Origin of the sequence: Roseibium album (genome assembly GCF_001404515.1) — a bacterium.
Classification (GTDB): domain Bacteria; phylum Pseudomonadota; class Alphaproteobacteria; order Rhizobiales; family Stappiaceae; genus Roseibium; species Roseibium album.
The window spans coordinates 346,923-360,274 of record NZ_CXWE01000006.1; the positions used below are offsets into that span (position 1 = coordinate 346,923).

Annotated in this window: 10 protein-coding genes; 7 read left to right on the forward strand and 3 right to left on the reverse strand. The window is 55.2% G+C overall.

Annotation, left to right across the window (positions count from 1 at the left end):
* Nucleotides 1–64: 64 nt before the first annotated feature.
* Complete coding sequence (locus LA5095_RS21340; protein ID WP_055118569.1) at nt 65–1,948, forward strand: ABC-F family ATP-binding cassette domain-containing protein; 1,884 nt, start codon at nt 65–67, stop codon at nt 1,946–1,948.
* Nucleotides 1,949–2,281: 333 nt separating this feature from the next.
* Nucleotides 2,282–3,487 carry a hypothetical protein gene (locus tag LA5095_RS32815; protein ID WP_158510424.1) on the forward strand — a complete coding sequence of 402 codons (1,206 nt, stop codon included), beginning with the start codon at nt 2,282–2,284 and terminating at the stop codon, nt 3,485–3,487.
* A gap of 17 nt (nt 3,488–3,504) precedes the next feature.
* On the opposite strand, the gene LA5095_RS21350 is transcribed toward LA5095_RS32815, so the two are convergent.
* The 3 genes from LA5095_RS21350 to LA5095_RS21360 form a co-directional block, all read right to left on the reverse strand.
* A complete protein-coding gene (locus LA5095_RS21350; RefSeq protein ID WP_082442851.1) occupies nt 3,505–3,882 on the reverse strand; it encodes a rhodanese-like domain-containing protein in 378 nt (125 codons plus the stop codon).
* A 32-nt stretch (nt 3,883–3,914) separates the two neighbouring features.
* Nucleotides 3,915–4,367, reverse strand: coding sequence for a DNA polymerase III subunit chi (locus LA5095_RS21355; protein WP_055118573.1), 453 nt, complete (start codon nt 4,365–4,367; stop codon nt 3,915–3,917).
* A 449-nt stretch (nt 4,368–4,816) separates the two neighbouring features.
* Nucleotides 4,817–6,316, reverse strand: a complete 1,500-nt coding sequence (locus tag LA5095_RS21360) for a leucyl aminopeptidase (protein WP_055118575.1) — start codon at nt 6,314–6,316, stop codon at nt 4,817–4,819.
* A gap of 238 nt (nt 6,317–6,554) precedes the next feature.
* Between LA5095_RS21360 and lptF the strand changes: the two genes are divergently transcribed.
* The 5 genes from lptF (at nt 6,555) to pdxA (ending at nt 13,350) form a co-directional block, all read left to right on the forward strand.
* Entirely contained in the window at nt 6,555–7,739 is a 1,185-nt protein-coding gene (lptF, locus tag LA5095_RS21365; RefSeq protein ID WP_055118577.1) for an LPS export ABC transporter permease LptF, read from the forward strand.
* Nucleotides 7,736–8,830 carry an LPS export ABC transporter permease LptG gene (gene lptG / locus LA5095_RS21370; protein WP_055118579.1) on the forward strand — a complete coding sequence of 365 codons (1,095 nt, stop codon included), beginning with the start codon at nt 7,736–7,738 and terminating at the stop codon, nt 8,828–8,830. The genes lptF and lptG overlap by 4 nt, the downstream gene beginning before the upstream one ends.
* Before the next feature lie 5 nt (nt 8,831–8,835).
* Entirely contained in the window at nt 8,836–11,208 is a 2,373-nt protein-coding gene (locus LA5095_RS21375) for an LPS-assembly protein LptD (protein ID WP_055118581.1), read from the forward strand.
* Between the two features lie 196 nt (nt 11,209–11,404).
* Complete coding sequence (locus tag LA5095_RS21380) at nt 11,405–12,325, forward strand: SurA N-terminal domain-containing protein (RefSeq protein WP_104705127.1); 921 nt, start codon at nt 11,405–11,407, stop codon at nt 12,323–12,325.
* A 5-nt stretch (nt 12,326–12,330) separates the two neighbouring features.
* Complete coding sequence (gene pdxA / locus LA5095_RS21385) at nt 12,331–13,350, forward strand: 4-hydroxythreonine-4-phosphate dehydrogenase PdxA (protein WP_055118585.1); 1,020 nt, start codon at nt 12,331–12,333, stop codon at nt 13,348–13,350.
* The last annotated feature ends 2 nt before the right edge of the window (nt 13,351–13,352 follow it).

Consider the following 13,352-nt stretch of genomic DNA (forward strand, 5'->3'; position numbering starts at 1 on the left):
TCGGATGACGGGGACCGACGCTTTCCGCTTGCATCCCCGGCCATGCTCCGCCAAACATCCGGCCATGTTGCAGATTTCAGACCTAACCTATCGGATCGGGGACCGTCTCCTGATCGAAAAAGCCAGTGTGACGCTGCCCGGCAAAGCCAAGACCGGGCTTGTCGGCCGCAATGGTGCGGGCAAATCCACCTTGTTCAAGATCATTACCGGAGATCTTTCCACCGAGACCGGCTTCGTTCAAATCCCCAAAAGAGCGCGGATTGGACAGGTCGCTCAGGAGGCTCCGGGAACCGAAGACACCTTGATGGAAGTGGTTCTGGCAGCCGACAAGGAGCGCAGCGGACTGCTACGCGAGGCCGAAACGGAAACCGATCCCGAACGCATAGCTGATATCCACACGAGGCTTGCCGATATCGGTGCCCACACGGCGGAAGCACGAGCAGGCGCCATCCTGGCCGGACTGGGATTTGATGCAGCCGCCCAGCAACGACCCTGCTCCTCCTTTTCCGGTGGCTGGCGCATGCGTGTCGCGCTGGCAGCGGTGCTTTTTTCCGAACCCGATCTCCTGCTTCTGGACGAACCAACCAACTATCTTGATCTCGAAGGGACGCTCTGGCTCGAAAACTACGTCGCCCGTTACCCGCATCAAGTCCTCCTGATCTCCCACGACAGGGATCTTCTGAACAAGGCCGTTGACAGCATTGTTCACCTGGAGCGCGGCAAACTGACCTACTATTCCGGTGGCTACGACAGCTTCGACCGTCAGCGCCGCGAAGCGTTGGTGCTGGCGGAAAAAGCCAGGGAGAAACAGGATGCCCAGCGCAAGCACATGCAGGCATTTGTCGACCGCTTTCGCTACAAGGCCAGCAAGGCCCGTCAGGCTCAATCCCGGCTCAAGATGCTGGAACGGCTGCAGCCAATCGCCGCGCTGACGGAAGCAAGCGGCAAGCCGATCCAGTTTCCGGATCCGGAAAACCAGCTCGCGCCGCCGATCCTGAAACTGGAGAATGTGTCGACAGGATACGGTGACACAAAAATCCTGTCGCACCTGACACTGAATATCGACACAGATGACCGTATTGCGCTGCTTGGCGCCAACGGCAACGGCAAATCCACCTTCGCCAAGTTGATTTCGGGACGCCTTGGGGCGATGGACGGCGAAATCACAAAGGCGTCAAAACTGAAGATCGCCTTCTTTGCCCAGCATCAGCTTGATGAGCTGAAGCCTTCGGAAAATTCCGTTGCGCATGTCCGAGCGCTGATGCCGGATGCGCCGGAGGCAAAAGTCCGCGCCCGGGTTGCACGCTTCGGATTGCCGACAGACCGCATGGACACCCCGGCAAAGGACCTGTCAGGCGGAGAGAAGGCAAGGCTCCTTCTCGGGCTTGCGACCTTTGACGGTCCGCATCTTCTGATTTTGGATGAACCGACAAACCATCTCGACATCGACAGCCGTGAAGCCCTGGTCATGGCCCTGAATGACTATCAGGGTGCCGTCGTCCTGATCAGCCATGACCGGCATCTGGTCGAGGCCTGTGCCGACCGGCTATGGCTGGTCGCCGATGGCAAGGTCGACCCCTATGATGGCGACATGGAGGACTATCGCCGGCTGATCCTGCAAGGCCCGGAGGCCGTTCAAAAAGCTCGTATGCGGGCGGCCGAAGAAGCCGAAAAGGCATCCGCACAGGAAAAACGCCGCGAGGCCGCCCAGAAGCGCACACAGCTCAAGCCGCTCAGGCAGAAAATCGAGGCGGCGGAGAAGGAAATGGCGCGTCTGCAGGACAAGATCGCCAAGCTTGACGAAGCCCTGGCAGACCCCGAGTTTTTTCTGCGCGAAGCGGATCGCGCGACGAAATTCGCCAAGGAACGCGCTTTTTGCGAGAAAAAACTGGTCAAGGCGGAAGAAGACTGGCTGGAACTGTCAGCCGAATATGAGGACACCGGCTGACGCTACGAAACGTCCGGTTGCCATGGTCTCATGACCAACTCTCTCCCAAGCTTGAAACCAAAGTATTCGTGACCAAACTGATGTATCTAAAACCCATGGAAGCGGCCGGCTCGCACACTCAACCAACGCTTGCTTTCGCGAAAAATCAACGGGTGCGACTAGACGGTTAAAATAAAAAAACAAAACCCGTGTCACTCAAAATTATTTCAAATTCTCCACAGCACGCGCATAATTCATTCGGAATTGGATCCCAGTATTAATACCGCTGCGAAGAAAAAAGCGTTCGTTTGCGCTTGCAATTTCCTGAATAGCGAAATGCGGAAGGTCGAATTTATGTCCCGGAAGAATTCCCTTCTCGTCCTTATTTGTACCGGAACTCTTGTGCTGGCACCCGTCGTAACCCCTGAGCTCATTCCTTTCCTGGAAACGAACGGCGAGGCTTACGCGAAAAACGGGAATGGAAATGGTAACGGGAACGGGAACGGGAACGGAAACGGCAACGGTGGTGGAAACGGGAACGGGAACGGGCATGGCGGCAACTCAAAGAAGTCGGGTAACGCTAATCGTGCGGGCGGGAATGGCGGGTTCGAAATATTCAACAACCGCAAGAACAAAACCCATGCCAGAAAGAACAAGGACAATTCAAACGGCTTGAAGGGGTTCTTCGGCAACGTTTTTGGAAACAATGCAGGGAACGGAAACAAAAAATTTAGTCGGCGCGGATCCTCCAACTCCAACTTTCGTCTTTCAAAGGCCGAGCGTGCGAGTCTTGGCAGTGTTGCCACAATACCCGCACGGAGACCCAGCCTGAAGGAGAAAAATCTCAATGCCAGACTGGGGCGCTTGAATTCTCTCAAAAGGAATTACAGGGCCTTCCTGAACTCCAATGACCCTCATCTTGCCTCGGTCAAGGAATTCATCGGTTCTTCGATTGAATTTCGCGAGGCAACCGAAACTCTCAAAGGTCTTACCGATGAATTTACTAAGGCACGCGACCGGCTGGCAGACGTTCTGGAAGGAAACGAACTGCCTGATGATTTCGAAGATCTTTCATCTGACGAAATATCGGATCGGATCGCGGAGCAAATAAAATCGCTGGAAGACGAGATTGCGGAACTGCAAGCCTCCACCAACCCGGATGGCAGATTCCCGAACGAAGAGGAAGTTGCAGCACTGCAAGAAGAGATCGATAATCTGAGCGATTTCCTTGGAAGTCCGGAGTTTGAACAATACGCAAAAGCAGAGGCAGCGTTCAGCGATGCCGAAGATAGTGTAGCTGAGTTGCAGGAGAGTGTCTCGGATGAGGCACTTAGGGAGGCACTGTCGGAAATGATCAACGACAATCGGGCCGACGCTGTTGATGACGAAATGGTCGATTGGGCGAAGTCGGTTCTGGATGGAAAGATAGAAGAAATCCGGGACGCCTCGGAGGATGAGGAAGAATTCGCCAAACCCGAAGCAACCCCGGGGGAAAATGCAAGCTTGGATCCGGATCTTCTTCCAGACGAAAACGATCTTCGCCCGACACTCGCCAACTGAAACCCGCCAATAGGAACTTAGGGCGACTGTTCCACCGGCCCGCCCTGCTTTGCCCAATCGTTGAATCCGTCTTTCAGGTGAGCGGCCTCAAACCCCATGTCGTTGAGGGTCGACACGCTCAAGGCCGAGCGCCAGCCGGAAGCGCAATGGAAGACGAACTTCTTGTCTTCGGCAAATACATCCTTGAAATAGGGACTTTCCGGATCAACCCAGAATTCGAGCATACCCCTCGGGCAATGGATGCTCCCCGGAATAAACCCCAGTTTCTGACGCTCGCGGACGTCGCGGATATCGACGAAGACGACGTCAGGGTCCTCAAACAGCCTGATGCCCTCTTCCGTCCCGATCTCCTCGATCCGTTCCTTTGCCCGTGTCACCATTTCGGCTGACGACATCTTCAGTTTCTTCACACCCGTCTCCCCTGGCTTCAAGCCTTTTTCTCCCAGCCGCCAACTTGCGTCTGTTGCCAATAGGCGATCTCAAACCCTTCGGATTTCGCCTCTTTCCAACGCCTGCGCGCTTCCTCGAGCGCTGTCTGGTCGTTGCCGTCAAACATGTAGATCGCCCGTTTGTAATCCTTCAGAGATGGCGGATCGGCCCTGTCCACCAGAAAGCGCACCTCGGCAGCGTTTGGATTGTCCTGTTCCGACGTCAGATAAATAGGTTGTTGTTCCGCAAAACCGTCCGTTTTGGTTCCGTGGGGAAGAAAACTGTCGTCGGCAAAGGTCCAAAGATGCGCATCGAGTGCATTGCAGCGCTCCTCGCTTCCGGTCTGAATAACCACCTTCCAGTCACGTTCAAGGCATTTGAGCAGAAGTTGCGGCAAGGCCGCTTCGAGCGGCTTGTGCAGCAGATGGTAGAACATCACTTCCACGCTCATTTTCCACTCCGGCGCATGTTGCACGCGTATCGGTTTGATCGCGGCAAGTGTCGATATGGACCTCCCGAGTGATGCGCTCGTGCAACAGCGTCTCACACAAATCCGTTTCATCGCAATTGCGACATAGACAGGTCACAAGACTCGTATCATTAACCCTTCGCAAATGTCGATTGACTAGGGTTTGTTCCCGGGGACGATCCAAGGATCATTTCTGGGTGGCCGGTGTGCGGTGGTCCCGAACCGGCCAATAAGGGGAATAGTGAATGATTGCACGTGTTGTTGTGTTTTGTGCATTGGTAGCCGTTGTTGCAGGCGCCACGCTTGGAATGGGAATGCTGGTCGAACCGGCAACCGCTTGTCAGACATACAAAACCTGTTGAGCAAGCCGGATAGTCTTGAAAAACCCGCCTTTCCGGCGGGTTTTTCTTTTGCTTTCATGACAAGGCTACTCAGTTTTCGTAGTGATCTGCGACCAGTTGGTTGAGCAGCCGCACCCCGTATCCCGACGCCCAGCTTTGGCAGATATCGTCTTTCGGGGCACCAAACGCGGTGCCAGCGATGTCCAGATGTGCCCAGGGAACGTCATTGGCGAAGCGCTGAAGAAATTGCGCTGCCGTAATCGAGCCGGCCCAGCGGCCGCCGGTATTCTTCACATCGGCATTTGGTGTGTCGATGATCTTGTCGTAGTCCTTTGACAAGGGAAGCCGCCACAGCGGTTCACCACTTGCCTTCGCAGATGCAAGCAGCTTGTCGGCCAAGTCGTCATTGTTGGTAAACAGACCTGCATTGAGATTGCCGAGCGCGACTAGGACCGCCCCTGTCAGCGTTGCAAGGTCGATCATGATTGCAGGCTTGAACTTCTCCTGGGTGTACCAGAGTGCATCCGCCAGAACGAGACGTCCCTCGGCATCCGTATTAAGAATTTCAATCGTGGTACCGGACATTGCGGTGACGATGTCGCCGGGACGCTGGGCGTTTCCATCCGGCATGTTCTCCACCAGCCCGATTACACCGATGACATTTGCTTTCGCCTTGCGAGCGGCGACTGCATGCATTGCCCCGATGACCGCGGCGGCACCGCCCATGTCACCCTTCATCTCTTCCATGCCACCAGCCGGCTTGATTGAAATGCCACCGGTATCAAAGACTACACCCTTGCCGACGAACGCAACCGGAGCATCGGCTTTCTTGCCACCGTTCCAGCGCATGACGGCCAGCCGCGGCGGACGAACGGAGCCTTGAGCAACGCCAAGCAGTGCCGCCATCTTCAGCTTTTTCATTTCCTTTTCGCCGAGGATTTCAACTTCAACGCCGAGCTTTTCCAGATCGGAGGCTTTCCTGGCAAACTCTACAGGACCGAGAACATTTGCCGGTTCATTGACCAGATCCCGCGCCAGAACGACACCATCGGCAACGGCCTGCGACACACCCCAGTACTTTCTCGCCGACTTCGGATCTGTGACTTTCAACGTGAGCTTGAGATCCTTGCTGCCCGTCTCGTCCTTCTTTTTGGTTTTGTAGGCATCAAATGCATACGCCCGCAGTTTTGCGCCCATAGCGAATTCGGCCACCGCACAGGCAGGGATATCCACTCCCTGCGGCGCCTCAAGGAGAACCTCGACGGTCTCTGCCTTCACTTTCTGCAACTCCGCGAATACGGCGCCACCGAAAGACCGCCAGTCTGCGTCGGTCAGGTCTTCGGCCTTGCCGATGCCGAATGCGATCAGGCGATCGAGACCAAGGCCTGCAGGGGCGACAAGGTCCAGGCTTGTTTTTTTCTTTCCCGAAAAACCCGCGATACCGGCGACCCGCTCAAGGCCGCCCTCCAGGCCGGCAACCACCTCTCCTGAGATTGCCCCGAGGCCGAGCCCATCGGCAACCAGTACAACGGCTACTCCCTTCTTCGGAGCGTCAGCCTTGGAAAAGGAAATTTTTGCAAGCTTGGTCATTCGTCGGTCCTTGTTGAAATTGCTGATTGATCCTTGACTGCCGGCGCACCAGATCGCCCACTCTCAAAGAAGCCTGATTTGTCCGCAAATCATGGCGTTTGCACACCTTTTCGGCAAGAGCCAGCAAAATTAATGTATATTAACCATTCTTATTTATGCGGCGTTCACCACATTCCGTGTTATTCGGTGGCTGAGCGGAATTTTCACCGAAAAAACAAGGGACCTGGTCCGGCCAGACATGAAAACGCTTGAACGCTACATAATGCGCCGGACACTGTACGCATTCACGCTGACGATTGCGGCAATGACCGGTGTTGTATGGGCGACACAAGCTTTGCGGCAGCTGGATCTGGTGACTTCCAAAGGGCAAACGATTGTCCAGTTCATCGGCATCACGATGCTCGCCTTGCCGTTTCTTATCATGATTGTCGCGCCTTTCGCGCTGATGCTTGCGCTCATCCTCGTACTAAACGCTCTTTCCGGTGATAGTGAACTGATTGTCATCGATGCAAGCGGTGGCTCGAGATTTCTCGTTCTCAAACCCGTATTGCTGTTTTCATTTGCCGTCATGCTGTTGATCGGCAGTCTGTCGCTTTACATCGCCCCGGGCGGGCTGGCACAGCTGCGCACTGAAATCACCCGGGTCAGGGCTGATCTTGTTGCCAACATCGTGAAACCCGGCAAATTCATCTCGGTCGAGGGCGGTCTGACGTTTCATATCAGAAACCGGACCGGCAACGGCACGCTCGACGGCCTTTTGCTCCACGACACACGCGACGCAGAAACCGCCTTCACCTACCAGGCGGATACAGGACAGATTGTCGAAGCGGCTGATCGCACTTTGCTCGTGATGAACAACGGAACGATCCAGAGACGTCCGAAGCAGGAAGGCGACATATCCATTGTCCGTTTTCAGTCCTATGCGTTTGATCTGTCCAATCTGATACCAGAAGCCGGAGAACCGGTCTTCAAGGCAAGCGAACGCACCACGGCCAATCTGTTCGCTCCGGGCAAAAACGACGCGTATGCCCTGAAAAATTCCGACAAACTGACGCAGGAACTACACGAGCGTTTCAGTCAACCTCTCTATGCGATCGCATTTGGACTGATTGTTTTCGCTTTTCTGGGCAAGGCAAGAACCACCAGACAGGGGCGCGGTGCCGCCATCGTGGGTGCGATTGCCTGCTGTGTGATCCTGCGTACGTCCGGGTTTGGCGTAACGGCGATTTCCGGCGGGCCGACGGCACTGCTGGGTCTGCTTTATGCCGTGCCGATTGCAGGATCCGTTCTGGCGCTCATATCGATATTCAAGGAACAGCGTTCGCAGCCCAGATGGCTGAGCAATCTGCAGCACACTGTACAGGATCGCATCGAGGCAATCGGCAATCGGCTGAACAACCGGCAGACCGGGGGAGCCTCATGATCCTCGGAAGAACCCTGTCGATTTATTTCTCTAACCGGTTCCTCAAGGCCATACTGGGACTGTTTCTTTTCGCGGCTGTCCTCATTTTTCTGTTTGACGTTCTGGAACTGGTTCGCAGGGGTGGCGACCGCGAAGGATTTTCCGTTTTGCGGGTCGCACTCATCTCCGCGCTGCGCGTGCCCTTGCTTCTCGAGCAGGTCATTCCTTTCACCGTCCTTTTCGGTTCTATCGCGGCTTTTGTTACACTTAGCCGTGCTCTGGAACTCGTGGTTACCAGAGCCTCCGGAATTTCGGTTTGGCAATTCTCCCTGCCTGCGATCCTGGTTGGCATCTGCCTCGGGATATTATCCGTAACAGTCTACAATCCGGCGGCAGTCTGGTTCCAGAAGAAGTCCGACGAGGTCGCGACCGGCCTTTTCGGTTCGGACCAGACATTTTTGCTGCAGAACAGCAATGAGGTGTGGGTCAGGCAGGATGGTCTCGACGGTGAGTCGGTGCTTCTTGCCCGGCAGTTGCTTGACGGTGGAACACGACTTCTCGGCGTTACGGTTTTTACCTTCGACAAGGATGGCACGTTCCGGGAGCGTATCGAGGCAGATGAAGCTCGGCTCGGAGATGAAATCTGGTATCTCAATGACGCTATCGTCTATACGACCGAGCAAGATCCACAGCCTTATGGACAATATCAGGTCAGCACATTTTTAACGGCAACCGAAGTACGCGAGAGCATCGGTTCGCCGGAGTCCATCTCGTTCTGGAACCTGCCGCGCTTTATTGAACTGGCAAGAAACGCAGGGTTACCCGCATATAGGTATAATTTGCAGTACCAGACTTTGTTGGCACGGCCGCTTCTTTTGGTCGCCATGATTTTGATTGCAGCCGCAGTTTCCCTTAAAGTTTCACGGTTTGGTGGATTGGGAAGTATGATTCTGGGTGGAATCCTGTCCGGGTTCGTGCTTTACGTTCTCACCGAGTTGGCCAAGGATTTCGGGGGCGCGGGTATCGTCCCCCCCTTGGTAGCAGCATGGGCGCCTGGAATATTTGGAGTACTTATGGGTTTGACTATTCTCTTGCATCAGGAGGACGGATAAGGCCGATGTCTTTACCGGTTTTCCTGAAGACAGAGATGTGGGCCAAAAGGGGCAGCCTGCTGGCGGCGGCAAGTACGCTCGCCATAGCCGTCTCCCTGTTGCAGGACGTCATCCCCGGCGCGAATGCGCAAGACCTTACAAGCGGGCTGGCCGGCGAAGTAGACCCGAACAAGGAACTGCTGCTCGAATCCAGTGAAGTTACATACGATTTCGACAATGACGTCATTCTGGCGACCGGCAGCGTGCAGGTCTATTATGACGGCAATACGGTTCAGGCCCATCAGATTGTCTTCGACCGAAAGAGCGGACAGCTGACGGCAAAGGGCAATGTTATATTCATCGAGTCGAACGGAAATGTCGTTCGCACCTCCGAATTGACGCTTTCTGAAGATTTTGCCGAAGGATTTGCAAGAGCCCTGCAGATCGACACGACGAAACGCACACGTTTTCTGGCGGAAAAGGCGCGACGTGAGGGAGACAACGTCACCTCGATCGAAAACGGCGTCTATACCGTTTACACCAAGCCGACCAATCCGCCCGACAAGCCGCCTCTCTGGCGCGTTCGAGCCGAAAAGATCATTCACAAGCAGCAGGAAAAAATTATCCGGTTCGAGAATGCTGCATTCGAAGTCTATGGAAAGCCCATTGCGTATCTGCCGTATCTTTCCATGCCGGACCCGACCATCAAGCGCAAGTCAGGTTTCCTGATCCCGAGCGGTATTGTGAACGACAAGCTCGGCTACGGAGTTACGGTTCCTTATTATTGGGCGCTCAGTCCGCACTACGACCTGACGACGACACTCACGCCGCTGACCAAACAGGGCCTGTTCGGCGACGTTCAATACAGGCACAGGTTTGAAGCTGGACAGGTCAGTTTTTCTGCCGCGGGTCTTTTCCAGGCGCAACCGGGTCAGTTCACCACGTCGCGGGCCGATGAACGCTGGCGCGGCGCGGTCAATTCCACGGCCTCATTTTCGTTGAGCAAGGACTGGACGCTCGGCTGGAATGTTACCTACAAAAGTGACCGTCAGTTCTTCCAGGACTACTCGATGGCCAGCTTTTCGGGTGGTGATCCGTCCGAAGTCTTTTTCGAAGGCAGAAATGAGCGCAACCTGCTGTCGGTCAGGGCCTATGCCTTCCAGATCAGTCAGGAAGATTACGAGGACAGCGAATTCGACGCGCTCGGGTTCTCGCCAGTCGGCAGTTCGCTGCAGGACAAACAGCCACTTGTCCTTCCTGTCATCGACTACGACTACGTATTCGCCGACCCTGTCCTGGCAGGTGAACTTTCCCTCGCCGCGAATTTCACATCCCTGACACGGGATGAAACCGACGCGTTTTCGATCGACGGGGGAACAACCGCCAAGTTCCGCGGCGTTGACGGAACCTTTTCCCGCCTGTCGCTGCAAGGTGATTGGCGGCGAACTTTCATAGATCCTCTCGGTCAGACATTTACACCCTTTGCCTATATGCGCGGAGACCTTTTCTTCCTGGCGTCGCCGGATGCAGATGTTACCGCGCTTGCAGGTGAGAGCTTTGTCGGACGGGCCATGCCCGCAGTTGGTCTCGAGTACCGCTATCCGATCATTGCTGCCTTCGACGGCGGCAACCAGGTGTTCGAACCGATTGCACAGGTTGTCGTGCGCCCCAACGAACAACGGATAGGCGAGCTTCCGAATGATGATGCACAAAGTATCGTCTTCGACACGACCACGTTGTTCGATTACGACAAGTTCTCCGGCTTCGATCGGGCCGAGGGCGGTACACGCCTGAATCTCGGCCTGAACTACAAACTTCAACTCAACAGCGGCTACTACCTGAGTGGCCTTTTTGGCCGCTCTTACCAGCTTGCGGGTGAAAACTCCTACGCAAATCCCGACATTCTCGGGGCAACAGCCGATTCCGGTCTTGCGTCCGATCTTTCGGATTATGTGGGCAGCCTCTATCTGGACACCCAATACGGCGTAAAATTGGGCGCACAGGCGCGCTTCGACAAAGACGACTTTTCCGTCAACCGCCTGCAGGCGCAGGCCAGCGCGATCTACGGACCTGTCGTGTCTTCCCTTGCCTACGCGTTTCTCGGTGAACAACCGGATGTCGGTATCGACAATCCCCGCGAGGAGATTTTGGGGTCTGCGAGCCTGCGGCTTCAGGAAAACTGGCGCGTTTTTGGCTCGATGCGCTACGATATTGAAAATGCCAACATCGTGCAGGACGGTGTCGGGATCGGTTATGATGACGAAGGTTTCTCGCTTTCAGTCTCCTACGCTGAAGACCGAAGCCGGAATGACGGCGACTCCGTCAACCGGACGCTCTATTTCCGCATCGGGCTGAGAACGATCGGCAACACCCAGGTTTCAAGTGGCGCCCTGAACTAAAGTGACCCCAGGCAACAGGAAATTCGCTCAGGGATCACGATATTATGTGCGTATTGTTTTCACTCAGACATTTTGCCGCCATGAATTCAGGCATCATGCCGGTAATATTTTGAATTTGTGACTGTGATATGCGAGAAAGCAGACCACAATAACATTAACTTCGGTTTGGCTTCAGGCCTGCACGGATGGTTGAGCAATGCGACTCCGTTTTGTCCCGGTAATTATGGGCCTTTTTCTGGCATTGGCCATGCCGATCGTCACCCCGGCTTACGCTGCCATCAAGGTGATCGTGAATGATACTCCGATCACCGACTACGATATCAGTCAGCGCGCCAGGTTGATCACGCTTACTCAGCGAAAATCCGCCTCCATAGCGAAGCGCCAGGCGGAACAGGAGCTGATCGATGATCAGGTGAAGCTTGCGGAAGCGGAAAGAATGGGGATCGAAGTTGGTTCCTCCGAGATCGACAACGCATTCAACAACATTGCGCGCAACGTCAAGATGTCACCGTCCCAGCTTTCCAAGGCTCTGCGAAGCGGTGGGGTCAAGCCGGAAACCCTGAAGGCGCGCCTGAAGGCTCAACTGGCCTGGAACCAGCTTCTGAGACGTCGGTTCAGCGGCAAGATTGAAGTCGATGAGTCGGATATTATCGCTGCTCTCCAGAAGAAGGATGAAGCAGACAGGCAAAAATCGGTTGAATACGACCTCAAGCGTGTAATCGTTGTTGTCCCGAAAAATTCCTCCGGCGGCTTCAAGTCGAAGCGCAAGCAGGAAAGCAACAAGATCCGTGCTGCATTCAGCAGTTGTGAAGAAGTCGGAAGCGTTCTGGGTCAATACAGCGAAGTCGTTGTTCAGCCCATCGGACGCCGCCTTGAGACCGAGTTGCCTGCAGAAATGCGGGAGGAAATCAATTCTCTCGGCCCGGGCAAACTGACCAAGCCATCGGCCACGCCTGTGGGTTATGAGATGATTGCCATATGCGGCAAGCGGGAAATTGCCTCCGATATCGCGGTGCGCGCCGAACTGGAAAACGAGCTGCGCGCCAAGGAAGGCGAGAGCCAATCCAGAAAGTATCTCATGGATGTTCGGCGCCGCGCGACGATCATCTATCGCTAAGCTGAATGAAAACTCGTCACAAGCCGATTGCCGTCAGTATGGGTGAACCGGCCGGAATCGGCCCCGAACTCGCCCTTCTTGCCTGGACCAAACGTAAATCGCTTGGACTGCCGCCGTTCTATGTGCGTGGCGACCGATCGCTGTTCATCGAACGGGCACGGACAATCGGCTTGAAACCGCAGATCAGTTCCTGTGCAGCCGAAGATGCTCCGGATGCATTTAACAAGGGACTTCCGATTGTTCAGACAGGCAACACCCTGTCAGACTGTCCCGGGATCGAACAGGAAGAAACGGCATCAACAGTCGTTGCGTCCATAGAACGATGCGTTGAAGATGTGCGCGATGGACTCGCGACCGGCGTCGTCACCAACCCGATCAACAAAGCCGCACTTTACAGGACCGGCTTTTCCTTTCCAGGTCATACGGAATTTTTAGGCGAGCTCGCCTCAAGGCACTGGCCTGGCGAGCGAGCACGGCCCGTCATGATGATAGCAGGTCCCGACCTGATGGTCGTTCCGGTCACCATTCACATTCCGATCAAGGACGTGCCCTTGGCGCTGACGGAAGATCTCATCGTCGAAACCGCTGAGATCATCGCGAGTGACCTCAGGAATCGCTTTGGGTATTCCCAACCAAGGCTTGCGGTCTGTGGCCTCAATCCGCATGCCGGTGAAGGCGGGACCATGGGCACGGAAGATCTCGACATCATTGCGCCGGCAATCGCCAGACTAAAGGAAATCGGCATCGAGGCTTCGGGTCCCCATCCCGCCGATACCCTGTTTCATCCGCCAGCTCGCCAGAATTATGACTGCGCGCTCGGCATGTATCACGATCAGGTTCTCGTTCCGGCCAAGACGATCGGGTTTGATGACAGCGTCAATGTCACTCTGGGGTTACCGTTCGTGAGAACCTCACCGGACCACGGTACGGCCTATTCGCTCGCCGGATCCGGAACGGCCCGGGTTGATAGTTTTGCAGCGGCCCTGCGCATGGCACACGTGCTTGCAAATCCGGATATGTTCTGACG

Excerpts from the sequence above, each read along its gene's own strand:
- LA5095_RS21340 (WP_055118569.1), top strand. The coding sequence starts at position 65 with ATGTTGCAGATTTCAGACCTAACCTATCGGATCGGGGACCGTCTCCTG.
- LA5095_RS32815 (WP_158510424.1), top strand. The coding sequence starts at position 2,282 with ATGTCCCGGAAGAATTCCCTTCTCGTCCTTATTTGTACCGGAACTCTT.
- LA5095_RS21350 (WP_082442851.1), bottom strand. The coding sequence starts at position 3,882 with ATGTCGTCAGCCGAAATGGTGACACGGGCAAAGGAACGGATCGAGGAG.
- LA5095_RS21355 (WP_055118573.1), bottom strand. The coding sequence starts at position 4,367 with ATGAGCGTGGAAGTGATGTTCTACCATCTGCTGCACAAGCCGCTCGAA.
- LA5095_RS21360 (WP_055118575.1), bottom strand. The coding sequence starts at position 6,316 with ATGACCAAGCTTGCAAAAATTTCCTTTTCCAAGGCTGACGCTCCGAAG.
- lptF (WP_055118577.1), top strand. The coding sequence starts at position 6,555 with ATGAAAACGCTTGAACGCTACATAATGCGCCGGACACTGTACGCATTC.
- lptG (WP_055118579.1), top strand. The coding sequence starts at position 7,736 with ATGATCCTCGGAAGAACCCTGTCGATTTATTTCTCTAACCGGTTCCTC.
- LA5095_RS21375 (WP_055118581.1), top strand. The coding sequence starts at position 8,836 with ATGTCTTTACCGGTTTTCCTGAAGACAGAGATGTGGGCCAAAAGGGGC.
- LA5095_RS21380 (WP_104705127.1), top strand. The coding sequence starts at position 11,405 with ATGCGACTCCGTTTTGTCCCGGTAATTATGGGCCTTTTTCTGGCATTG.
- pdxA (WP_055118585.1), top strand. The coding sequence starts at position 12,331 with ATGAAAACTCGTCACAAGCCGATTGCCGTCAGTATGGGTGAACCGGCC.